The organism is Enterobacter sp. 118C5, from assembly GCF_034107645.1.
GTDB classification, from domain to species: Bacteria; Pseudomonadota; Gammaproteobacteria; order Enterobacterales; family Enterobacteriaceae; genus Enterobacter; species Enterobacter nematophilus.
Genome location: NZ_JAWNEU010000015.1, coordinates 1 through 23,276, shown reverse-complemented (window position 1 = coordinate 23,276; position 23,276 = coordinate 1). Strand labels below are relative to the sequence as shown.

24 protein-coding genes are annotated in these 23,276 nt (G+C 57.3%); 13 read left to right on the top strand and 11 right to left on the bottom strand.

The window, feature by feature from the left end:
• Positions 1-14: 14 nt before the first annotated feature.
• Positions 15-1,325 (top strand): fimbrial protein, encoded by a 1,311-nt coding sequence (locus UTO39_RS19160; protein ID WP_320727821.1) that lies wholly within the window; start codon positions 15-17, stop codon positions 1,323-1,325.
• A complete protein-coding gene (locus tag UTO39_RS19155) occupies positions 1,322-2,020 on the top strand; it encodes a molecular chaperone (RefSeq protein WP_320727820.1) in 699 nt (232 codons plus the stop codon). The genes UTO39_RS19160 and UTO39_RS19155 overlap by 4 nt, the downstream gene beginning before the upstream one ends.
• A 15-nt stretch (positions 2,021-2,035) precedes the next feature.
• On the opposite strand, the gene rhaM is transcribed toward UTO39_RS19155, so the two are convergent.
• The 4 genes from rhaM to rhaB form a co-directional block, all read right to left on the bottom strand.
• Complete coding sequence (gene rhaM / locus UTO39_RS19150) at positions 2,036-2,350, bottom strand: L-rhamnose mutarotase (protein WP_320727819.1); 315 nt, start codon at positions 2,348-2,350, stop codon at positions 2,036-2,038.
• Positions 2,351-2,438: 88 nt separating this feature from the next.
• A complete protein-coding gene (gene rhaD, locus UTO39_RS19145; protein WP_151412532.1) occupies positions 2,439-3,269 on the bottom strand; it encodes a rhamnulose-1-phosphate aldolase in 831 nt (276 codons plus the stop codon).
• A gap of 35 nt (positions 3,270-3,304) precedes the next feature.
• Positions 3,305-4,564 carry an L-rhamnose isomerase gene (gene rhaA, locus UTO39_RS19140; RefSeq protein WP_151412531.1) on the bottom strand — a complete coding sequence of 420 codons (1,260 nt, stop codon included), beginning with the start codon at positions 4,562-4,564 and terminating at the stop codon, positions 3,305-3,307.
• Positions 4,561-6,030 carry a rhamnulokinase gene (gene rhaB / locus UTO39_RS19135; RefSeq protein ID WP_320727818.1) on the bottom strand — a complete coding sequence of 490 codons (1,470 nt, stop codon included), beginning with the start codon at positions 6,028-6,030 and terminating at the stop codon, positions 4,561-4,563. Before rhaB ends, rhaA begins: the two co-directional genes overlap by 4 nt.
• A 301-nt stretch (positions 6,031-6,331) precedes the next feature.
• Here rhaB and rhaS point away from each other — a divergent pair, with 301 nt between their 5' ends.
• Entirely contained in the window at positions 6,332-7,165 is an 834-nt protein-coding gene (gene rhaS / locus UTO39_RS19130; protein ID WP_266179917.1) for an HTH-type transcriptional activator RhaS, read from the top strand.
• Between the two features lie 72 nt (positions 7,166-7,237).
• Complete coding sequence (rhaR, locus tag UTO39_RS19125; protein ID WP_061096508.1) at positions 7,238-8,086, top strand: HTH-type transcriptional activator RhaR; 849 nt, start codon at positions 7,238-7,240, stop codon at positions 8,084-8,086.
• Here rhaR and rhaT read toward each other — a convergent pair whose 3' ends face one another.
• Positions 8,087-9,121, bottom strand: a complete 1,035-nt coding sequence (gene rhaT, locus UTO39_RS19120; RefSeq protein ID WP_320727817.1) for an L-rhamnose/proton symporter RhaT — start codon at positions 9,119-9,121, stop codon at positions 8,087-8,089.
• A 289-nt stretch (positions 9,122-9,410) separates the two neighbouring features.
• On the opposite strand from rhaT, the gene sodA reads away from it, so the two are divergent.
• Together sodA and yiiM are read left to right on the top strand one after the other, a co-directional pair.
• Positions 9,411-10,031: a superoxide dismutase [Mn] gene (gene sodA / locus UTO39_RS19115; RefSeq protein WP_003861999.1), complete on the top strand. Its 621-nt coding sequence runs from the start codon at positions 9,411-9,413 to the stop codon at positions 10,029-10,031.
• A gap of 66 nt (positions 10,032-10,097) precedes the next feature.
• A complete protein-coding gene (yiiM, locus tag UTO39_RS19110; RefSeq protein ID WP_320727816.1) occupies positions 10,098-10,772 on the top strand; it encodes a 6-hydroxyaminopurine reductase in 675 nt (224 codons plus the stop codon).
• Between the two features lie 87 nt (positions 10,773-10,859).
• On the opposite strand, the gene cpxA is transcribed toward yiiM, so the two are convergent.
• Both cpxA and cpxR read right to left on the bottom strand, forming a co-directional pair.
• Complete coding sequence (gene cpxA, locus UTO39_RS19105) at positions 10,860-12,233, bottom strand: envelope stress sensor histidine kinase CpxA (RefSeq protein WP_015569937.1); 1,374 nt, start codon at positions 12,231-12,233, stop codon at positions 10,860-10,862.
• On the bottom strand, positions 12,230-12,928 hold the full coding sequence (gene cpxR, locus UTO39_RS19100) for an envelope stress response regulator transcription factor CpxR (protein WP_006179159.1): 699 nt from the start codon (positions 12,926-12,928) through the stop codon (positions 12,230-12,232). Before cpxR ends, cpxA begins: the two co-directional genes overlap by 4 nt.
• Before the next feature lie 150 nt (positions 12,929-13,078).
• On the opposite strand from cpxR, the gene cpxP reads away from it, so the two are divergent.
• The 6 genes from cpxP to UTO39_RS19070 all read left to right on the top strand — a co-directional run bounded on the left by cpxP (position 13,079) and on the right by UTO39_RS19070 (position 19,119).
• The gene (gene cpxP / locus UTO39_RS19095; protein WP_061096505.1) at positions 13,079-13,582 is read left to right on the top strand and encodes a cell-envelope stress modulator CpxP; all 504 of its coding nucleotides are present in this window, start codon (positions 13,079-13,081) and stop codon (positions 13,580-13,582) included.
• A gap of 153 nt (positions 13,583-13,735) precedes the next feature.
• Complete coding sequence (gene fieF, locus UTO39_RS19090; protein WP_266179914.1) at positions 13,736-14,629, top strand: CDF family cation-efflux transporter FieF; 894 nt, start codon at positions 13,736-13,738, stop codon at positions 14,627-14,629.
• 174 nt (positions 14,630-14,803) lie between these two features.
• On the top strand, positions 14,804-15,766 hold the full coding sequence (gene pfkA, locus UTO39_RS19085; protein ID WP_028014852.1) for a 6-phosphofructokinase: 963 nt from the start codon (positions 14,804-14,806) through the stop codon (positions 15,764-15,766).
• Positions 15,767-15,900: 134 nt separating this feature from the next.
• Positions 15,901-16,890, top strand: a complete 990-nt coding sequence (locus UTO39_RS19080; RefSeq protein WP_320727815.1) for a sulfate ABC transporter substrate-binding protein — start codon at positions 15,901-15,903, stop codon at positions 16,888-16,890.
• Between the two features lie 107 nt (positions 16,891-16,997).
• Positions 16,998-17,741, top strand: a complete 744-nt coding sequence (locus tag UTO39_RS19075) for a CDP-diacylglycerol diphosphatase (protein ID WP_061099596.1) — start codon at positions 16,998-17,000, stop codon at positions 17,739-17,741.
• Between the two features lie 73 nt (positions 17,742-17,814).
• Positions 17,815-19,119, top strand: a complete 1,305-nt coding sequence (locus UTO39_RS19070) for an SLC13 family permease (protein ID WP_266179912.1) — start codon at positions 17,815-17,817, stop codon at positions 19,117-19,119.
• Positions 19,120-19,217: 98 nt separating this feature from the next.
• Here UTO39_RS19070 and tpiA read toward each other — a convergent pair whose 3' ends face one another.
• Both tpiA and UTO39_RS19060 read right to left on the bottom strand, forming a co-directional pair.
• Complete coding sequence (tpiA, locus tag UTO39_RS19065; RefSeq protein ID WP_006808674.1) at positions 19,218-19,985, bottom strand: triose-phosphate isomerase; 768 nt, start codon at positions 19,983-19,985, stop codon at positions 19,218-19,220.
• Between the two features lie 111 nt (positions 19,986-20,096).
• Positions 20,097-20,693 carry a DUF1454 family protein gene (locus UTO39_RS19060; protein ID WP_320727814.1) on the bottom strand — a complete coding sequence of 199 codons (597 nt, stop codon included), beginning with the start codon at positions 20,691-20,693 and terminating at the stop codon, positions 20,097-20,099.
• Positions 20,694-20,805: 112 nt separating this feature from the next.
• Between UTO39_RS19060 and UTO39_RS19055 the strand changes: the two genes are divergently transcribed.
• Complete coding sequence (locus tag UTO39_RS19055; protein ID WP_320727813.1) at positions 20,806-21,225, top strand: DUF805 domain-containing protein; 420 nt, start codon at positions 20,806-20,808, stop codon at positions 21,223-21,225.
• Here UTO39_RS19055 and fpr read toward each other — a convergent pair whose 3' ends face one another.
• Positions 21,226-21,972, bottom strand: coding sequence for a ferredoxin--NADP(+) reductase (gene fpr / locus UTO39_RS19050; protein WP_320727812.1), 747 nt, complete (start codon positions 21,970-21,972; stop codon positions 21,226-21,228).
• Between the two features lie 96 nt (positions 21,973-22,068).
• Positions 22,069-23,079 carry a class II fructose-bisphosphatase gene (glpX, locus tag UTO39_RS19045; protein WP_061096499.1) on the bottom strand — a complete coding sequence of 337 codons (1,011 nt, stop codon included), beginning with the start codon at positions 23,077-23,079 and terminating at the stop codon, positions 22,069-22,071.
• Positions 23,080-23,276 lie beyond the last annotated feature (197 nt).

The following is a 23,276-nucleotide window of genomic DNA, read 5'->3' as shown; positions in this document are numbered from 1 at the left end:
GTCTGGAGGAACTGATGGAAAAGATTCGTATATTACTGGCCGCTGGATTGTGTTTACTGAGCGCCGGAGCCAGCGCGGTCTGTCAAAAAGGCCCCGACTTCGTGAAAACAACAAACGACTCCCTGGGCGTTGGGATTGGCCTTGGCAATATCAATCTCACGTCCGTTAATATTCAGCCGGTGGGCACGGTGCTGGCGAGCACGGTGTTTAATTTCTCAGATAACGCGCTCTATAAAGGCCCCGACAGCGTCTTGTATGTGTGTGATATCACCGATACAAACAACATCTATGAGGTTATCGCAACCAATGGCGACGATCGCAGCGGGGGGTTCTGGGATATGGGAGTGGCTGACGGTAATCCCAATGTGTACGGCACATGGTTTAACTACGTTGGTCTGCGTTTAACTCACGTCAATTCCGGGACGGTATTCACCCGCAACTATCAGCGGATCCCAATGACCCGTTATGCCGTATCGGCAGACGGTAAAAAGATAAATATTCGGGTTAAAGATTTTAGCCCGATTCGTGCTGATGCCATCCGCGTCAGCGCCATTACCCCTGCTTCGGGCGCACCGAGCAGCTACTGCGGGACGCCGAAAAGCAGCGGCAGCTATTCCGCCTGCAATCAGCCCAATGGTTATGTCGCATTTTGTTCGCCTGGCAGTGGAAACATTGCCTATTGTGATACCGGCGACTCGGCGTTTATCTATACCGGCTGGTGGTACGATAACTGGATGGCGATGAACATGGGCATGGCGCCTGCTTCCACGCTCACCACCACTGCCACCTGCGTGGCGAAAAACGTTACGCCGGTGGTGATTTTCCCGACGATCTCGCGGGCGGAACTGGAAAACGGTCAGCAGGCCCGTTCTCCGTTTACCGTGAGCGTGCGGTGTGAAAACGCGGCGGTGAGCGGTGTTACCACCTCGCAAACGGCGCTTGGGCTACAGGTTTCTTATGCCAGCTATCAGGTCGCGCAATCGCTGGGGCTGGTGAACAGCAGCGGCGGAGTGAGCCATCTGCTGTCCGAGAATTACGGGCAGAGCGACATCGCCAGCGGGGTCGGCATTCAGATTGCCAATGCCAGCGACGGCGTGCTCCGCCAGTTTCTCGGCTGGGATCGCTGTTCAACGGCCGGCGGATGCGCCACGGGCAACAGCGGCGGCTGGTACCCGGTACGCGCCGGTGCCACTCTGGTATCGGACCGTAATGGCGTGAGTGAATATCTGATTAATTTCAATGCCTTTCTGACGCGATTACCGGGAAGGCAGGTTACGCCTGGCCGGGTCGATGCGCGGGCTTACGTCTGGGTAAAAGTGCAATGATGCGGATTCTCCTCCTGATGTTTTGCCTTTGCCTGTCCGCCTCTTCTTCTGCGGGGCTGGTGGCCGCCGCTACGCGGGTTATTTTTCATGAAGGGGAAACGCAAAAGAGCCTGATGCTGGTGAACGCCAACGCCTGGCCTGTGGTGGTGCAAAGCTGGGTAGATCACGGCGATGTCAACGCCGCGCCGGGCAGCGTAAAAACCCCCTTTGTCGCTATTCCGGCGGTGTTTCGCCTGTCTCCGAATGGTGGGCAGGGGCTGCGGCTGGTCTACAATAACATGCCGTTACCTGCTGACAGGGAGTCCGTCTTTTGGCTCAATCTGTATGAAATCCCTCCTGTTACGCAGCAGGAGCAAAGCATGGTGCTAACCATGAACACACAAATGAAAATTTTCTGGCGCCCGCGCGGGTTAGGGCAGCCGGACACGGCGTTAAAACAGCTAACGTTTCGTCTGGAGGGCGGCGATCTTGTCTGTCATAACGCCTCGCCCTATTTTGTCTCGTTTGCTGAACTCGCGCTGGAATCATCAGGCTCGCTGCGCCGCGCGCGGCAACAGCCCGATATGATGGTTGCCCCGTTTAGCGAGAAACGTTATCCGCTGGAGCCGGGGGAGCGCCATCGGGCTGAAAGGGTGCAGGTGGACATCATCGACGACAACGGGAATCGCGAAATACATCGCTATCCCGTGCAGTAAACATGGGTGAAGCTATCACGCCAGGTAAAACACCTCTTCCAGCCCGGTACTCACCGGGCTGTTGTCCGGGTTCGACGGCATTACATCACGCATGTGTTTCCACCAGCGCTGGCAGACGTCGGTATTCGCGACCGCGTTCCAGCGCTCCTCCGATTCAATCTCCACCGTTGCAAACAGCAGGTTGCGCTCTTTGTCGAGATAAATGGCGTAGCGGTGCGCGCCGTGGTCTTTCAGCACCGCTTCCAGCTCTGGCCAGATAGGGTTATGGCGACGCGCGTACTCCTCGTGGGCGTCCGGGTTGACCTGCATAATAAACGCTTTACGAATCATAATGCCTCCAGATACAGCTCGCGGACCTCATCGCGGCAGGCGGCTTCGTCGCGCATCCAGCGCGTGTCGACGCCCATCGCCTGTTGCGTTACGCGTATAAATCCAGGGCCGACTGCATCGGGGTAACGCCAAAACGTTTGCCCAGCGCGATCAGCTCTTCCCGGGTGATGGTCTGCTTCATGCCGCCCATGGAATAGACCTTCACCAGCACTTCCGCGGATTTCTCGGCGGTGTCGATCAGGCCGAAGGTTTCATCCAGCGTCGGTCCGCTGCCGAACACGCCGTGGAACGGCCACAGCACCAGCGAATGTTTTTGCATGGCCGCAGCGGTGGCCTCGCCGATTTCGTCCGTACCCGGCACCATCCACGGCAGAATACCGACGCCGTCCGGGAAGACCACCAGGCATTCGGTACTGCCTTCCCAGAGCTTGCGGGTGATGTAGTCGGTGCTGTTTTCCAGCACGTAGGTCAGGGCAATCAGGTTGGTTGCGTGGCAGTGCATGATGACGCGGTCTTTACCGTGGGTCGCCGTGATGCGCTCGCAGTGAGAAAGGAAATGCGCTGGCAGTTCTGACGTCGGCACCGCCTCGTCCGTCAGCCCCCAAAGAATGTGGTAGCCCGCGCCGTCGCTGTCTACCCTCACGACGCCGAGATTGGCCTGCGGGTCGAGCTGGACGTTACGAAAGAACTTGCCGGAGCCGGTGACGATAAACGGCGTGTTCGCGAGCAGCGGCATCGGCTGACTCAGCGCAATATAGCGCGGTTTTTGATGGAAATCGGCGGCGTACGGCTCAATGTCGGCATCGTCCAGACGCAGCGTCAGGTTGCCGCCGTTGCGCTCATCCCAGCCTTTTAGCCAGGCGTCAGAGGTGGCTTTGATCATGCCCTGGACGAACCAGGAAGTCGTGATGGTCTGCATAGTTTTTTTTTCCAGTTATCGTGGTGAGGGGCCAGTTACCCGCGCTTTCTCAATACGTCCTTCTCATACGCCCGCACGTTCTCCAGCCACTGGCTGCCCGCAGGCGCGTCGTTACGCTGGCAGTACATCTCCCACACCGCCTGCCACGGCAGGGATTTTTGCTCCTCCAGCAGCGCCAGGCGCGCGGTGTAGTCGCCGTTTGCTTCCAGCTGTTTCAGCGCGGCAGTCGGCTCCAGCAGAGCGCGAAGCAGCGCTTTCTTCATGTTGCGGGTGCCGATAACCCACGCCGCGATGCGGTTGATGGAGGCGTCGAAGAAGTCGAGGCCGATATGCACGCGGTCGAACAGATCGTGGCGGACGATCTCGCTGGCAATGGCCTGCGTTTCGTCATCCAGCAGCACCACGTGGTCACTGTCCCAGCGCACCGGACGGCTGACGTGCAGCAGCAGGCGCGGAACGTAGAGCATGGCGGCGGAGATTTTGTCGGAGATCGCCTCGGTCGGGTGGAAGTGGCCGGCATCCAGGCACAGGGCGGTCTGGCGGCTGGTGGCGTAACCCATGTAGAACTCGTTCGAGCCGACGGTGTAGCTTTCTGCGCCAATGCCGAACAGCTTGCTCTCCACGGCGTCAATGTGGTGCGCCGGGTCCAGTTTTTCGCTGATGGCTTCATCCAGTGCGGCCAGCAGGCGCTGGCGCGGGGCGAGGCGGTCAATGGTGATGTCCTTCATGCCGTCGGGGATCCAGATGTTCATCACTGACGGCGTGCCAAGCTGTTCACCAAAATAAGCCGAGACGCGGCGGCTGGCCTTCACGTGGTCGATCCAGAACTGACGGATTTCATCGTTGGCATGGGAGAGCGTAAAGCCGTCCGCGCTGAGCGGGTGCGAGAAGCAGGAGGGGTTGAAGTCCAGCCCCAGCCCGTTGGCTTTCGCCCATTCAACCCAGTGCTTAAAGTGTTCCGGTTTAATCTCGTTACGCGCGACCGGCTCGTCGGACTCAAGATAAATGGCGTGCAGGTTCAGGCGTTTTGGCCCGGGGATGAGGCTCAGCGCCAGTTCCAGATCCGCACGCAGTTCGGTAGCATTACGCGCTTTGCCTGGGTAGTTACCCGTTGCCTGAATGCCACCCGTCAGCGAGCCGCCAGGATCCTCGAACCCGGCGACGTCGTCGCCCTGCCAGCAATGCATGGAGACCGGCAGACGGTCGAGCTGGCGCAGTGCCGCTTCGACATCCACGCCGACGGCGGCGAAACGCTGTTTAGCCAGGTCCCAGGCTTGTTCAAGTTGAGTGGTCATGCACAAAGCTCCTTAGTCAGACGTTTTTGCTGAAACTGCGCCCGGTAGCGGGCAATTTCATGGCAGGGATTGGGGATGAAAGTAGTCAGGCGGGTATTCGCGGTGACCACCGAACGGAATTCATCGACGTCTGAAAGTTCGTCCAGGGTCATCAGCTGAATACCGATGTTACCGAGCGTTGAGGCCTCCACCGGACCCGCCACCACGGTGATGCCGCAGGCATCGGCGCAGAGCTGGTTCAAAAGCTGGTTCTGGCAGCCGCCGCCCACGATATGCAGCTGGCTGAACGGTTTGCCGCGAAGGTTTGCCAGCTCGCTCAGCACATCCGCGTAAAGCAGGGCCAGGCTGTCAAAAATACAGCGCGCCAGCTCGGCAGGACGGGAAGGGACCGGCTGTCCGGCCTCGAAACAGGCGGACTGGATTTCGGCGCTCATATGCACCGGGTTAATAAAGCGGTCGTCGTTCGGGTTGATCAGGAACGTACAGGCCTTCAGCGTTTCGGTTTCTGCGAGAAGCGCAGGCAGGTCGAAAATATGCTGCTCTTTCAGCATCCGCTGGAGCAGCCAGAGTCCCATGATGTTCTTCAGCACGCGGTAGCGCCCTTCGGCACCGCCTTCATTAGTGATGTTCGCCGCCATCGCGGCGTCGCTGGTGTACGGCGTTTTGCTCTCAAAGCCCATTAGCGACCAGGTGCCGGAAGAGAGATAGGCCGCGTCTTTGCTGGCCAGCGGGGATGCAATCACCGCGCTGGCGGTATCGTGACTGGCGACGGCAACAACAGGGATGGGGTTCCCCTGCGGGCAAAGCCACTGCCCGATCGCATTACCCGGATGGGTCGGCGTGCCGAACCAGGAAGGCGGAGCGCCCGTCCAGGCCAGCAGGTGTTCATCCCAGCTATCGGTGTTGATGTTGACCAGCTGCGTGGTGGTGGCGTTGGTGTATTCCCAGTTCATGTTGCCAGTCAGCCGGTAGCTTAAGTAGTCCGGGATCAGCAGCGCATGCGTCACCTTTTTCACCAGCTCCGGCTGCTGCTCAACCAGCGCGCGCAGCTGATACAGCGTATTAAACGGCAGAAACTGAATGCCGCTGCGGCCATAGATGTTGTCTTTGCCAAGCTGGGCGATGGCGTGCGCCATCAGTCCGTCCGTGCGGCTGTCGCGGTAGGAGACGGGCAGGCCAACGCGATTGCCGTTGCGGTCCAGCAGCACGTAATCAACGCCCCAGGTATCAATGCCGATGCTGTCGATGAGGATCCCGCTATCGCAGACTTTTTTGAGCCCGGTACGGATCGCTGCCTCAAGTCCGTCAATGTCCCAGGTATTAAAACCGTCCTGTTTTTGCAGGTAGTTCGCAAAACGATGCATTTCGCGAAGCGAAAGGGTGCGCTGGGTGCAGTCCCAGGTGGCGAGCATTACGCGACCGCTGGATGCGCCTAAATCGACAGCGACACAATGGCGAAAGGTCATGGTCTTATCCTTCTGGAAATCATTAGCGCTGAGTGTAAAAAAGGGAAGAAAAGACCACCTTCTCGCCACGGACAGCGCCCATTCCGCGCTGGCAAGAAAGCAAAGATGAACGTGAGGGAGTTCACACTTTTCCGTTAAGGCGCGCCGTCCAGCCAGTGTGACGCTGACCGCAATTCCGGATCTTTCCGCCTTTTTCTTGAAAAACAGGCAGGTTTTGCGGCGTTTTCTGCCGAAAATTTAAGGTGAGTATGAGAGGCCTTATTTACTATTTTGAGAACTTTTCTCATTAGTGGGTGCCGTTATGACCGTACTACACAGCGTGGACTTTTTTCCGGCGGGTGGTTCGCCTGTAGCGATTGAACCGCGGCTCCCGCAGGCTGCTTTCCCTGAGCATCATCATGATTTTCATGAAATTGTTATTGTTGAACATGGCACGGGCATCCACGTCTTTAACGGTCAGCCCTACACCATCAGCGGGGGCACCGTCTGCTTCGTGCGCGACCACGATCGGCATCTGTATGAGCATACCGACAACCTGTGCCTGACGAACGTGCTCTACCGGTCGCCGGACGCGTTCCAGTTTCTTGCGGGGCTTCATCAGCTACTGCCGCAGGAGAAGGAGGGGCATTATCCGTCCCACTGGCGCGTGAACCAGGCCACGCTGCAGCAGGTTCGCCAGATCTTGCTCCAGATGGAGCAAAGCCAGGACGGACAGGATATGCACGCGATGGCCACGCGCGAGATGCTGTTTATGCAGCTGCTGGTGGCGTTACGCCGTAGTAACCCGGTGGAGGGGGAGAGTAGCGAAGCCCGTCTGAACCAGCTGATGATCTGGCTGGAGGAACATTTTGCCGAGGACATCTGCTGGGAAGCGCTGGCGAGTCATTTTTCGCTGTCGCTTCGCACCCTGCACCGTCAGCTTAAGCAGCAAACCGGGCAGACGCCCCAGCGCTACCTTAACCGTCTGCGCCTGATAAAAGCGCGCCACCTGCTGCGCCACAGCGATGACAGCGTCACGGACATCGCCTTTCGCTGCGGTTTCGGCGACAGTAACCACTTTTCGACGCTGTTTCGCCGGGAATTCAGCTGGTCTCCGCGTGATATTCGCCAGGGAAAGGACACCTCACTGCAGTAACGCGAGCCCAGTCAACGTTTTGCTGTCGTAAAGCGGGTAATAATGTCAGGTTTTCGCCGTTGAGGTGGTGATGTGGCCGCGCCGTTAATTCTTCGCAAAGATGACTTTTTTGCCTCCGCTGAACAAGCCGTTGCGGTGGCGGATCGCTACCCGCAAAACGTCTTTGCTGAACATACGCACGAATTTTATGAGCTGGTGCTGGTGTGGCGCGGCAACGGTCTGCACATTCTCAACGATCGGCCTTACCGCATTACCCGGGGGGATCTGTTTTACATTCGCGCCGAAGATAAACACGCCTACGCCTCGGTCAATGACCTGGTCTTACAGAACGTTATCTACTGTCCCGATCGGCTCAAACTTAACGTCGACTGGGCCGCGTGTATCCCCGGCTTTAACGGTGCGAAAGGTTCACCGCACTGGCGCTTAAGCAGCAGTGGCATGACCGCTATTCGTCAGGCAATTTCTCTGCTTGAACAGGAGAGCGCTAAAACCGATCCGCTGGTTAACCCGATGTCAGAGATCCTCTTCGCGCAGCTGGTCATGATGCTTAAACGCTATCGCTACGCGACGGATAACCTCTCCGCCACGCAGCAGGAAACGCGACTTGATAAGCTGATTGCCACACTGGCGGCCAGCCTGAATAAAAGCTTTGTGCTGGAAAAGTTCTGCGAGCAGGAGCAGTGCAGCGAGCGTGCCCTGCGCCAGCAGTTCCGTACCCAGACGGGCATGACGGTAAATCACTATTTGCGCCAGCTGCGTATTTGCCACGCCCAGTATCTGCTCCAGCATACGGAGCTCATGGTCAGTGACGTGGCAATGCGCTGCGGCTTTGAGGACAGTAACTACTTTTCGGTGGTCTTTAACCGCGAGGTGGGGATGACGCCGGTGCAGTGGCGTCATCACAGTCGAAGGGCGGCGTAATCAGTTCGCCATACCGAGGCCTACAATGTTGGCCGCAATGATAATCACCACGCAGCCCAGGCTCAGAACGCCCACTGGTCGACGTCCGGCGTTGTTCCACTCCTTCAGTACCAGCCCAACCAGCCCGCCGCACAGCACGTAGAAGCTCATGTGCAGCATCCAGCTCATATAGTCGTATTGCGCCGGAATGCTGGCGTGCCCCCAGGCGTAGAAAAAGAACTGCAGGTACCACATCAGGCCGCCGATCGCCGAAAGGAGTACGTTGGCGATGATGACCCGCTTTGCCAGCGAGAAGTCGGCTTTTAGCGACAAACTCTCAACTTTTGCCAGGCGGATAACGCAGAAACCGAGGTTGACCAGCGCACCGCCGCCCATGATCACCACGTAGCTGGGCAGCGCCACGTACAGCGGGTCGACGCCCAGGGCGGCGGCGGCCTCATGCATCGGTTTTGCGGCGTTCATGGCAAACGACATGCCGGCGGAGAAGATGCCGCACATGACCGCCAGCAGCAGACCTTTTTTGAGGTTAAAGTCCTCGGCTTTAATGCCCATCTTGCGCTCTTTCAACTGGCCCGCGCGGGTCACGATCCCGACGCCGATAACCGCGACCAGCACGCCCAGCAGCGTCATTCTGCCGCCTTCGGTATTAAGCAACACGTCGAGGTTACCGTTGAGGACGGGCGTCATCAGGGTGCCGACAATTAGCGTGATGCCAATCGCGATGCCAATCCCCATCGACATGCCGAGATAACGCATGGTGAGGCCGTAGTTGATATTGCCTATGCCCCACATGGCACCAAACAGAAATACCGGCAGCAGGATGGAGGCGTTAAAGGAGGAGAAGTAGCCCCAGAAATCCGGGAGTAGCATGGCGCTGATGGCCCAGGGAAGCAGGATCCAGGAGACCACGCCGCCAACGGACCACATGGTTTCCCACGACCACCCTTTCACCTTTTTGAACGGGGCATAGAAACAGGCTGCACTGGCTGCGCCTATCAAATGCCAGAAGATACCCATCGTAATCGCATGATTCATGTTTACGTCCTCATCGTTTTTATCGATCAATGGCTTCCCACCGACCCGATGAGTGTAAAAATTAACCAGAATGGCCACCTTCGGGAGGCTGCCGCACTTTGGTTTTGAATGGCAATCAACGCGTTAAACGGGTGAGCTGATTCACATTTTCGCGCTTCATCAGAAAACGAATAACCTTATAAAAACTACGGCATTGATAATCATTTTCAATATCATTTAATTAACTATAATGAACCAACTGCTTACGCGGCATTAACAGCTGTGCCGCCCGACAATAATGGAGAGGATTATGAGTTATACACTGCCATCCCTGCCGTATGCCTACGACGCACTGGAACCGCATTTCGACAAGCAGACGATGGAAATCCATCACACTAAACACCACCAGACCTATGTGAACAACGCGAACGCAGCGCTGGAAAGCCTGCCAGAGTTCGCTAACCTGCCTGTTGAAGAGCTGATCACCAAACTGGACCAGCTGCCGGCAGACAAGAAAACCGTGCTGCGTAACAACGCGGGCGGTCACGCTAACCACAGCCTGTTCTGGAAAGGCCTGAAAACCGGCACCACCCTGCAGGGCGACCTGAAAGCGGCTATCGAGCGCGACTTCGGTTCCGTTGACAACTTCAAAGCGGAATTCGAAAAAGCTGCTGCAACCCGTTTCGGCTCTGGCTGGGCGTGGCTGGTTCTGAAAGGCGACAAGCTGGCGGTGGTTTCTACTGCTAACCAGGACTCCCCGCTGATGGGTGAAGCGATCTCTGGCGCATCCGGTTTCCCAATCCTGGGTCTGGACGTGTGGGAACACGCTTACTACCTGAAGTTCCAGAACCGTCGCCCTGACTACATCAAAGCGTTCTGGGATGTAGTGAACTGGGACGAAGCAGCAGCGCGTTTCGCCGCTAAAAAATAAGGTTGCATTGACGCCTGTGAGAAGCGAGTCTGATGACTCGCTTTTTTTGTATCTGAAGGAGTTGAGATGCATTACCCGGTGAATGTTTTTACAGGCAAGGTAAGGGAGTACGACGGCAGCCGCCCGAGCGCCATCGCTAAAATTCAGGTCGACGGGGAGCTGACGTTAACCGACCTCGGGCTGGCGGGTGACGAGCAGGCCGAAAAGAAAATCCACGGCGGGCCGGAGCGCGCGCTGTGCCACTATCCGCGCGAGCACTATCAGCACTGGAAAACCGAATTTCCCGAGCAGGCGGACCTCTTCGTCGCGCCCGCGTTTGGCGAAAATCTCTCGACCGAAGGGCTGACGGAGAAAAACGTCTTTATCGGCGATATCTACCGCTGGGGTGACGCCCTGATTCAGGTGACGCAGCCACGCTCGCCGTGCTTCAAGCTCAACTACCATTTCGGGATTCAGGATATGTCGGCCCAGCTGCAAAACGCGGTTAAAACCGGCTGGCTGTACCGCGTGGTGCTGGCAGGACAGGTATCTGCGGATGCGCCGCTGGAGCTGGTATCGCGCCTGAGCGACGTGTCCGTTTACGACGCCTGCGCCATTGCCTGGCATATGCCGTTTGACGACGAGCAGTATCACCGCCTGCTGTCTGCGGCGGGGTTATCGACAAGCTGGACCAGAACGATGCAGAAGCGGCGCTTAAGCAACAAGATCGAAGATAATTCACGGAGATTGTGGGGGAAATAACTTCTCCTCACCCCGGCCCTCTCCCCAAAGAGGCGAGGGTGTTTTACGTCCCCTCTCCCCTATGGGGAGAGGGTTAGGGTGAGGGGATTACGAACGCTTATACAACGGCAGCCACAGCGTTAACCGCAACCCGCCCAGCGGGCTGTCGTCGGCTTTCACCCAGCCGCGATGCTGCTGCATGGCGGTTTCTACAATCGCCAGCCCCAGCCCCGTGCCGCCAGACTCGCGGTCGCGCGCTTCGTCGGTACGGTAAAACGGACGGAAAATCTGCTCGCGATCTTCCGGGCTGACGCCAGGACCGTCGTCATCGACAATGACGGTAATCCCGTCTTTATCCACCGAAAACGCCACTTCAATCTTCGTATGCGAGTAGCGCAGGGCGTTACGCACGATATTCTCCAGCGCGCTTTCCAGCGTGTTGGGGTTACCGTACAGCGGCCACGGGCCCGGCGGGAAGTTGACGGTGAACGATTTACCCATCTGTTCCGCTTCGAACGCCGCGTTGTCCAGCACCTCGTGCCACAGGTGATTGGCCTTCACCGTTTCGCTCACCAGCGCGTTTTTCTGCTGATTGCGCGACATCACCAGCAGATCGTTGATCATGCTGTCCAGACGGTGCGCTTCCGTTTCAATGCGCTCCAGCTCTTTGCTTTCCCCGCTGCGGCGGCGCAGCAGGGCGGTGCCCAGCTGTAAGCGCGTGAGCGGGGTACGCAGTTCGTGTGAGATGTCTGACAGCAGGCGTTGCTGCGCGGTCATCATCCGATCCAGCGCGCTCACCATCTGGTTAAAACTGGTCCCGGCGGCCAGGAACTCCTGCGGCCCGGATTCCAGCTCCGGATGCTGTCGCAGGTTACCCTGCGCCACTTCATCGGCGGCATTTTTCAGCTTACGCGCCGGTTTCGCCAGGCTCCACGCCAGCCATAGCAGCAGCGGGGAACTGACCAGCATCGTGACAATCAGCAGCAGAAGCGGACGGTCAAACAGCAGGTTGATGAAGTCGGACTGGGAGCTGCTCGCGGGGCGAATCAGATAGAGCTGATAATTGTCTTCCCCATCACGTACCGAGAAAGGACCGACCATCTCTACCCGACCATATTTCTTCTTCTGTGGGTGATCGGCGTTATCCGCCTGGCCAATAAAGTTGCGGATGATCTGCATTTCATTGCGATCGGCTCCGATCACGCGGCCTTCGCTGGTGACCAGCAAAAGACGTTGTCCTGGCGGTGCCCACTTGTCGATAGCGCGAAACAGCCTGCGCCACCACATCAAATCGTTCGGCGGATCGTTTGCCAGCTCCGCTTCCACGTGCTGCTCGATCATCACGCCCTGACGTTGCTCGCTGTCGAGAAGCTCCGTCATCTGGCGTGAGTCGAGTTTTGGCAACATCAAAACGAGCATTAAAACCAGTGCCAGCGTCAGCCAGAAGATGGCGAAGATGCGGGCGGTTAAGCTGCCTATCATGAAGCGGAAACCATCAGATAACCGCGACCACGCAGGGTTTTAAACCATGGGTGACCGTCTTTACGCTCCGGCAGCTTGCGGCGCAGGTTAGAGATGTGCATGTCGATGGCGCGGTCAAACGGCGTGAGGCGTTTGCCCAGCACTTCCTGGCTTAAATGTTCACGCGAAACTACCTGGCCGAGGTGCTGCGCCAGCAGATACAGCAGCGTGAACTCGGTGCCAGTGAGTTCCAGCGTCTGGCCGTCGAAGCTCGCTTCCTGACGGCCCGGGTTCAGGCTCAGGGAGTCCACTTCCAGCGTTGGCGAGCTGTTGTCGGTATTCTGCTGCTGCTCGCTCCAGTGGGAACGGCGCAGGATCGCGCGAATACGGGCCACCAGTTCACGGTCGTTGAACGGCTTCGGTAAATAGTCATCCGCACCCAGCTCAAGGCCGAGAACGCGGTCAAGCTCGCTGCCGCGGGCGGTCAGCATGATAACGGGGGTCTGGTGTGTCTGGCGAAGCTCTTTCAGCGTATCAATACCGTTTTTCTTCGGCATCATTACGTCGAGCAAAAGTAGATCGATGCTGTCGTCAAGGAGACTCAGCGCCTGCTCGCCATCATGGGCAACCAGGACGTTGAAACCTTCCATGTCGAGCAACTCCTTTAAAAGGGATGTGAGCTCTCGGTCATCATCAACTAACAGGATTTTATTCATTGTTTAAATACCTCCGAGGCAGAAATTACGACATCAAGGCTATCTAATCCATGACTTTACGTTGTTTTACACCCCCTGACGCATGTTTGCAGCCTGAATCGTAGACTGTCTCTCGTTGAATCGCGACACGAAAGATTTTGGGAGCAAGTGATGCGCAAAGTTACCGCTGCCGTCATGGCCTCAACGCTGGCGTTCAGTGCGTTTAGCCAGGCTGCTGTAGCTATCATCGGCGATAACGGTTCCTCGCAGGAGGGCGCAACGCACAGCAGCCAAAGCCATATGTTTGACGGCATAAGTTTAACCGAACATCAGCGTCAACAGATGCGAGATCTGATGCAGAGGGCACGACACGACCAGCCCCCTGTTAATGTTAGCGAAATGGAGACAATGCATCGCCTTGTCACCGCAGAAAATTTTGACGAAAGCGCTGTCCGCGCTCAGGCCGAAAAAATGGCACAGGAACAGGTTGCCCGCCAGGTAGAGATGGCGAAGGTCCGCAACCAGATGTTCCACCTGCTAACGCCCGAGCAGCAAGCGGTTTTGAATACCAAACATCAGCAGCGGATGGACCAGCTGCGTGAGGTTGCACGGATGCAGCGAAGCTCAGAAACAACGTTTTTCAGTAGCAATAGCAGTACCCGTAGTAACCAGTAAACCCTGTTTTCCTTGCCATAGACACCATCCCTGTCTTCCCCCACATGATGTGGGGGTTTTTTTTGCCCCGCATTCTGATTTGTTAACCGTTTATTCATCCTTTGCCTCCCCATGCTTCCGTTATACTAGCGGCATGACATGACAGGAGCGTTTATGAATCAATCCTATGGAAGGCTGGTAAGCCGGGCCGCCATTGCGGCGACCGTAATGGCCTCTGGCCTGCTGCTGATCAAAATCTTTGCCTGGTGGTATACCGGCTCGGTCAGTATTCTGGCGGCGCTGGTGGATTCACTGGTAGATATCGCCGCCTCGCTGACCAACCTTCTGGTGGTGCGCTACTCGCTGCAGCCGGCGGATGAAGAGCACACGTTTGGGCACGGCAAAGCGGAGTCGCTGGCCGCGCTGGCGCAAAGTATGTTCATTTCTGGCTCCGCGCTGTTCCTGTTTTTGACCGGTATTCAGCATCTGGTTTCGCCTTCACCGATGAACAATCCCGGGGTCGGCGTGGTCGTCACGGTAATTGCACTTATGAGCACACTTGTTCTGGTAACGTTCCAGCGCTGGGTCGTTCGCAAAACGCAAAGTCAGGCCGTACGGGCGGATATGCTTCATTATCAATCTGATGTTATGATGAATGGGGCTATTCTTATTGCGCTCGGTCTGGCCTGGTATGGCTGGCATCGGGCCGATGCGTTGTTTGCGTTAGGGATTGGTATCTATATTTTATATAGCGCCCTGCGGATGGGGTATGACGCGGTGCAATCACTGCTCGATCGCGCTCTTCCGGACTCAGAACGTAGTGAAATTTTTTCCATCGTGACCTCCTGGCCCGGCGTCAGCGGTGCACACGATCTTCGAACGCGGCAGTCAGGGCCGACCCGCTTTATTCAGATTCATATTGAAATGGAAGACAACCTGCCGCTGGTTCAGGCTCACGTGATTGCTGAACAGGTCGAGCAGGCGATTTTGCAGCGTTTTCCTGGTTCAGACGTCATCATTCACCAGGATCCCTGCTCGGTTGTACCCGGACATGTTGGGCTTTCGTAATTCGTTGTAAAAAAGTGAGCCAGGCCAGCATTTTGTGTATAAATTACCGCCATTTGGTCTGACCTGAATCAATTCAGCCAGAAGGGATTGATATACTATTTGCAGTATTCGTTGGTCGATAAATTTCTTCCGGCAACAGATTTCAATTTTGCATTCCTAAGTTCAGAGGTAGTCATGATTAAGAAAATCGGTGTGTTGACAAGCGGCGGTGATGCGCCGGGCATGAACGCGGCAATTCGTGGGGTTGTCCGTGCAGCGCTGACGGAAGGTCTGGAAGTTTTTGGTATCTATGATGGTTACCTGGGTCTGTATGAAGACCGTATGGTTCAGCTCGACCGTTACAGCGTGTCTGACATGATCAACCGTGGCGGTACCTTCCTTGGGTCTGCGCGCTTCCCGGAATTCCGTGACGAACACATCCGTGAAGTGGCTATCGAGAACATGAAAAAGCGTGGCCTGGACGCGCTGGTTGTTATCGGCGGTGACGGCTCGTACATGGGGGCAAAACGTCTGACCGAAATGGGCTTCCCGTGCATCGGCCTGCCGGGCACCATCGACAACGACATCAAAGGCACTGACTACACCATCGGTTACTTCACCGCGCTGGGCACCGTTGTGGAAGCCATTGACCGCCTGCGTGACACCTCATCTTCTCACCAGCGTATCTCTATCGTTGAAGTGATGGGCCGCTACTGCGGTGACCTGACCCTGGCGGCGGCTATCGCCGGTGGCTGTGAGTTCGTGGTGGTTCCTGAAGTGGAATTCAGCCGTGAAGATCTGGTTGCTGAAATCAAAGCCGGTATCGCGAAAGGTAAGAAACACGCGATTGTGGCTATCACCGAGCACATTTGTGACGTTGACGAGCTGGCGAAGTACATCGAAACCGAAACCAAACGCGAAACCCGCGCGACCGTTCTGGGTCACATCCAGCGCGGCGGTTCCCCTGGCCCGTACGATCGCATTCTGGCCTCCCGTATGGGTGCGTACGCTATCGAGCTGCTGCTGCAGGGCCACGGCGGCCGTTGCGTCGGTATTCAGAACGAACAGCTGGTTCACCATGACATCATCGACGCGATTGAAAACATGAAGCGTCCGTTCAAAGGTGACTGGCTGGACTGCGCGAAAAAACTGTACTGATCCTTCGAGCCCTCTTCTTTCTGAAGAGGGCTTTTATTCCTCCACGTTATAGCCAATCTTTTTTTATTCTTTAATCCTCGATTCGCTTTCTGGCACGCTGCATTCATCAAAACACTACACAAGAGAGCTGGGCGATGAATAAATGGGGCGTGGGGTTAACGTTATTGCTGGCATCGACCAGCGTGCTGGCAAAGGACATTCAACTCCTCAACGTGTCGTACGACCCGACGCGTGAGCTGTACGATCAATACAACAAAGCCTTCGCGGCGCACTGGAAGCAGGAAACCGGCGATAACGTGGTGGTTCGCCAGTCGCACGGTGGCTCCGGTAAGCAGGCAACGTCTGTGATTAACGGTATTGAAGCCGACGTGGTTACCCTGGCGCTGGCCTATGATGTCGACGCCATCGCCGAGCGTGGTCGTATCGATAAAAACTGGATCAAACGTCTGCCGGATAACTCCGCGCCATACACCTCGACCATCGTCTTCCTGGTGCGTAAAGGCAACCCGAAACAAATTAAGGACTGGAACGACCTGATCAAACCGGGCGTTTCTGTGATTACCCCGAACCCGAAAAGCTCCGGCGGCGCACGCTGGAACTACCTGGCGGCCTGGGGATACGCGCTGCACCATAACAACGGTGACCAGGCAAAAGCGCAGGAATTCGTCAAATCCCTGTACAAAAACGTTGAAGTGCTGGACTCCGGCGCACGCGGCGCCACTAACACCTTCGTCGAGCGCGGAATTGGCGACGTGCTGATTGCCTGGGAAAACGAAGCCCTGCTGGCGACCCACGAACTGGGTAAAGACAGGTTTGAGATCGTGACCCCGAGCGAATCCATCCTCGCTGAGCCGACCGTTTCCGTGGTCGATAAGGTCGTTGATAAGAAAGGCACCAAAGCGGTGGCGGAAGCCTACCTGAAGTATCTCTACTCGCCGGAAGGCCAGGAAATCGCGGCGAAGAACTTCTATCGCCCACGCGATGCGGCTGTCGCGAAGAAATACGATAGTGAATTCCCGAAACTGAAGCTCTTCACCATTGATGATGTGTTCGGCGGCTGGACGAAAGCGCAGAAAGAGCACTTCTCTAATGGCGGCACCTTCGACCAGATTAGCCAGCGCTAACCGTCAACAAACGACACGGCGACCCGGTGTGAGAAATCCACCGGGTTTTTTATTTGGTCATCATTTTGCGTTACTCTTTTGCCTCTATTGAAAACAGGGAACGCGTTGTGAAAAAAATTATCTTATTGATCCTGATTGTCATCGCCCTTGCCGCAGGCGGCGTGTACTGGATAAAAGCGGGTAATCCGAATGCGTTGCGTCATATCGTTCTCGACCAGTGCCTGCCTAATCAACTGCAACACCGTAACCCGGCGCCCTGCGCGCAGGTGAAGCCTGACGCGGGCTATGTGGTGTTCAAAGACCGCAACGGGCCGCTGCAGTATCTGCTGATGCCAACGTACCGCATCAACGGCACCGAAAGCCCGCTCCTGACCGAGCCTCACACGCCAAACTTCTTCTGGCTGGCGTGGCAGTCGCGCAGCTTTATGACCCTGAAGCGTGGATCCGAGGTGCCGGATAGCGCCATTTCGCTGACGATTAACTCACCGACAGGACGCACGCAAAACCATTTCCATATCCATATCTCCTGCCTGCGCCCGGACGTGCGCGAGAAGCTCAACGCGGCGCAGGGAGACATCAGCACCCAGTGGCTACCGTTCCCGGGCGGGCTGGAAGGGCATGAGTATCTCGCACGACGGGTGACGGAGAATGAACTGGTCCAGCGCAGTCCGTTTATGATGCTGGCGGAAGAGCTGCCGGAAGCGCGCGACCATATGGGGCGCTTCGCGCTGGCCATGGCGCAGCAGTCGGATGGTTCGTTTGTTTTGCTGGCGACCGAGCGTAACCTGCTCACGCTCAACCGCGCGTCGGCAGAGGAATTGCAGGATCATCAATGCACTATCCTGAAATGACCCCACCATAAATCGCGTTTACTCAGGCTGCCTGTCACCGTAGACTTGCTGAAAAATTCTACAGGAGACAGGTATGTCGCTCTGGTTAACGCATCCTCTGCTGCTGCCCTCGCTGATCGTCGGCGTCACCATCGTGCTGTGGGCGACGTCGCTATTGCCGGAATTTATCACCGCTCTGCTGTTCTTTACGGCGGCGATGGCCGCCAGAATCGCCCCTCCGGAAGCGATCTTCGGTGGTTTTGCCTCGTCGGCTTTCTGGCTGGTCTTCAGCGGCTTTGTGCTCGGCGTGGCGATCCGTAAAACCGGGCTGGCGGACAGGGCCGCCCGGTCGCTGTCGGCAAAGCTCACCGACTCCTGGATGCTGATGGTGGCGAGCGTGGTATTGCTCAGCTACGCGCTGGCGTTTGTGATGCCGTCGAACATGGGGCGTATTGCGCTGCTGATGCCCATTGTCGCGGCGATGGCGAAACGCGCCGGTATCGCCGACGGCTCCCGCGCCTGGTTCGGGCTTGCGCTGGCCGTCGGGTTCGGCACCTTCCAGCTTTCGGCCACTATCCTGCCTGCAAACGTCCCTAACCTGGTGATGAGCGGCGCGGCGGAAGGCTCGTACGGCATTCACCTGAACTATGTCCCGTATCTGCTGCTGCACACGCCGGTGCTGGGCATTCTCAAAGGCCTGATTCTGATTGGCCTCATCTGCTGGCTGTTCCCCGGCAGCCCTAAACCACCGAAGGATAGGGCGCCGTCTGAACCCATGGGGCGGGATGAAAAGCGTCTTGCCTGGCTGCTGGCGCTGGTGCTGGGGATGTGGGTAACGGAGAGCTGGCATGGCGTAGGGCCCGCGTGGACGGGGCTGGCGGCATCGGTCATCGTTATGCTGCCGCGCGTGGGTTTCATTACCGGGGACGAATTTTCTGCCGGGGTGAACATGCGCACCTGTATCTACGTCGCGGGCATTCTTGGGCTGGCGATCGTCGTGACGCAAACGGGTATCGGAGCGGCCGTAGGCGAGGCGCTGCTGCGCATTATGCCGCTGGATGCGGACAGGCCGTTTACCAGCTTCCTGGCGCTAACCGGAATTACTACGGCACTCAACTTCATTATGACCGCCAACGGCGTTCCGGCGCTGTACACCACGCTGGCGCAGAGCTTCTCGGACGCGACCGGTTTCCCGCTGCTGTCGGTGATCATGATTCAGGTGCTGGGCTATTCCACGCCGCTGCTGCCGTATCAGGCGTCGCCGATTGTGGTGGCGATGGGGTTAGGAAAGGTGCCTGCAAGGGCGGGGATGATGCTCTGTCTGGCGCTGGCGATAGCGACGTATCTGGTGCTGCTGCCGCTGGATTATTTATGGTTTAGCGTATTAGGTAAAGTGTAGTTCAGTGCGAGGGGTTTCCCCTCACCCCAACCCTCTCCCAAAGGAGAGGGAGGAGAAGAGCGGTGGGTAAGCGCAAGCGCCACCCGCCGCAAAGGCCATTACGCCTGTTTAGCCGCTTCTGCCGCTTTAACGATCACCGCGAAAGCGTCCGCTTTCAGGGATGCACCGCCAACCAGCGCGCCATCGATGTCTGGCTGGGTGAACAGCTCAGCAGCGTTGGAGGCGTTTACGGAGCCGCCGTACTGGATGATCACTTGCTCAGCCACTTTCGCGTCGGCTTTAGCAATGTGGTCACGGATGAATTTGTGCACCGCCTGAGCCTGCGCAGGGGTAGCTGATTTGCCGGTACCGATCGCCCAGACTGGCTCGTAAGCGATAACCGCGCCTTCGAACGCTGCCGCGCCCTGCGTTTTCAGCACGGCGTCGATCTGACGTGCGCATACTTCTTCGGTTTTGCCCGCTTCGTTTTCCGCTTCGGTTTCACCGATGCACAGAACCGGGATCAGACCCTGCTCTTTCAGCACGGCGAATTTCTTCGCGATAAACTCGTCAGATTCTTTGTGGTAGGTGCGACGCTCGGAGTGGCCGATGATGATGTATTTCGCGCCGATATCTTTCAGCATTTCAGCGGAAGTTTCACCGGTGAACGCGCCAGACAGGTTAACGTCAACGTTCTGCGCGCCCAGCACGATGTGGCTGCCGTCAGCGGCACGTTTAGCCAGATCCAGGTACATATCTGGCGGAGCGATAGCAACCGCGCAGCCGGTCACGCCAGCCAGCTCTTTACGCAGGTTCGCAACCAGTTCGTTTACCATGTGGCGGCTGCCGTTCAGTTTCCAGTTACCCATCACTAAAGGATGTCGCATTTCAATTCTCCACGCTAAATAAGCGAATTAAGGAATATGGCCGCCCTGTCGGGCAGCATGGTCTGTGAATCAGTATAGAGATTTTCCCTAGAAAGGCTTTGCTTTTTGTCATTAATTCGCCCCGCCAAGGGTTTCAGATAGCGCCAGCTTAATCGGTTCAACGGCGAAGGTCAGTCCTTTTTCGCCGTTATCCGCCACCACATAGCGAATCGCGCCTTCGGTGGTGGCGTAGTACCGCTTGTTTTTACCGGCGGCCAGCAGCTTTTGCAGCTTTTGCTGGCTCTGCTTTTTCGTCAGCGCAGGCGTAAACGCCTGCAGCACCGCGCTCATGTAATCAAGCGCCTTCGATTTAGCGGCTTTCTGCTCTGGCCCCTGAATCGGCAGCCAGGTGATTTGCATGCTTTTGATTTTTAACGTACCGCGCTCCAGCGCCGTAGAAGCATACAAATTCTCGTTAATTTTGCTCGCCGCACGGGTCAGGGTTGGGGTATCTCGTGAGCTATCAATGGCGCGAAATTCATCCAGCGGCAGCGCTGGGTTGGCCTGATTGAAAGCTTCGCGAAACTGGCTAATGGACTGATCGAAAGACGGTGCGCCCGCCAGCAAATACGGCGCAGCGGTGGGGGCCGCGGTGTTGGCGGCGTGCAGCGGAAAACCCGCGCCGAGCATCGCTAAACACAGGAAAAGAGAATGTGCCGAATTTTTCATCAACGTTGCACCTGGCCGTAAGTGCTCATGATTAAAACGATATCTGGTCGGCTTGTCAAAAGGTCACAACTCCAGGGTAAAATGCGGGCTAAACGATAATAAGGAACCTTACATGACCATACAGCAGTGGCTGTTTTCATTCAAAGGGCGTATTGGACGCCGAGATTTCTGGGTCTGGATGGTGACGTGGGTTGTCGCCATGCTGCTTCTGTTTTTCGTTGCTTACAACGCCTGGCTGAGCACGCAAACGGCGGCCTTCGCGCTGGTCTGCCTGCTATGGCCAACGGCGGCCGTTGTGGTGAAACGCCTGCACGATCGCGGCCGCTCCGGCGCATGGGCATTTTTGATTATTCTGGCGTGGATGCTGGTGGCAGGTAACTGGGAGATGTTGCCGTCCATCCTGCCGTGGATCGTGGGCAGGCTGCTGCCGTCGGTTATCTTCGTGATGATGATTGTCGATCTGGGCGCGTTTATCGGCACCCAGAGCGAAAACAAATACGGTAAAGATACCGTCGAGGTGAAATACCGCTGATCACCAGTAGTGTTCGGCGGTCATATGGCCCGGTCGGCGGCGAAGATGTTTCGTCATCTGCCGGGTATCCTTCAGAAGCTGCTGCGTGTCCCGCACCATCTGCGGGTTACCGCACAACATTACGTGGCTGGTTTCGGCCGTCATCGGTAAACCCACTGCGTCTTCCAGGGCTCCACTCTCGATTAGTGCCGGGACGCGGCCGGTAAGCGTTCCTGCTACGGTTTCGCGGCTGACCACGGTCTGAATCTTTAACTTTCCACCGTACTTCTGTTCCAGCGCCTGCATCTGCGGGAGATAGCTTAAATCTGCGGCGTAGCGCGCGGCGTGCACCAGCACGATGTTTTTGAAGCGCTCGAGATCCTTACCGTACTGCAAGATAGAGAGATACGGACCGATGGCCGTGCCGGTTGCCAGCATCCAGAGCGTGTCACAGTCAGGGATCTCTTCGAGCACAAAGAAGCCCGCCGCTTCGCTCACAATCTGCACATCGTCGCCGGGCTTAAGGGCGGCAAGACGCGGGCTCAGCTTGCCGTCCGGGACGGTGACCAGATAGAACTCGAGGTCCGGGTTATCCGGCGCGTTAACGTAAGAGTAGGCGCGCTGCACGCGCTCGCCGTCGACATCCAGCCCCAGCTTCGCAAATTGCCCGGCCTTAAACGGGTGCACGGGAGCATGCAGGGTGAGACTAAATAGCGCATCGGTCCAGAATTCTATCTTAGTGACTTTACCTGTTACCCAGTCCGCCATGATCTTCTCCTGTGCTGTTTCTCTGTTCTATCTTCCGTACTTGTGGGAAACATTTCCAGCCCCTTCGGGCCGGAAAGCTCTATCGATCAAACGGTTTTACAGAATGTGCATCTGCACGTCAGGGTCTTTACGGTCGAGATAGTGAATGGACTGAATGCGTCGAATGGTGCGCGATTTGCCGCGGATCAGCAGCGTTTCAGTGGTCGCCATGTTGCCCTTGCGGGTGATGCCGTCCAGCAGATCGCCTTTGGTGATGCCGGTTGCGGAGAAGACGACGTTATCGCTGCGCGCCATGTCGTTCAGCGCCAGCACTTTATTGGCTTCGATGCCCATCGCTGCGCAGCGCGCTAGCTCGTCCTCTCCGATACGACGGTTCTCGTCGCTGTCGCCTTTTACCTCATGACGCGGCAGCAGGCGCGCCTGCATATCGCCGTCCAGCGCGCGGATCACCGCCGCAGAGACCACGCCTTCCGGCGCGCCGCCGATGCCATAAAGCACGTCCACTTCGCTGTCCGGCATGCAGGTCAGAATAGACGCGGCAACGTCGCCATCCGGAATGGCAAACACGCGCACGCCGAGTGCCTGCAGATAAGAGATGGTGGCGTCGTGGCGCGGTTTCGCCAGAATAGTGACGGTGAGTTCGTTGAGCGGTTTACCCAGCGCCGCTGCGATATTGCGAAGATTGGCATCCAGCGGCAGGCTGAGGTCGATTGCGCCTTTCGCACCAGGACCAACAATCAGCTTTTCCATGTACATGTCCGGCGCGTTGAGGAAGCAGCCTTTATCACCCACGGCCAGTACCGCCAGGGCGTTGGCCTGGCCCATCGCCGTCATGCGCGTACCTTCGATCGGGTCCACCGCAATATCCACGGCATCACCTTTACCCGTTCCAACTTTTTCACCGATGTAGAGCATTGGCGCTTCGTCGATCTCGCCTTCACCGATGACGATAGTGCCGTCGATGTTGACCTGGTTAAGCACAATGCGCATGGCGTGGACGGCCGCGCCGTCTGCAGTATTTTTGTCGCCACGACCCAGCCATTTGTAGCCTGCGAGGGCGGCTGCTTCGGTGACGCGGGAAAACTCGATAGCAAGTTCACGTTTCATGAGGGACTCGTACAGTCAAAAGGAATTGCACGAAGTTTATCACAGAGTGGGGAGGGGGGAGGGACCGGTGCGGTCGGGGGGGGGGGGGGGGGGGGGGGGGGGCCGGCCCCCGCCGCCGGCGCGCGGGGGGGGGGCGGGGGGGGGGGGGGGGGGGGGGGGGGGGGGGGGGGGGGGGGGGGGGGGGGGGGGGGGGGGGG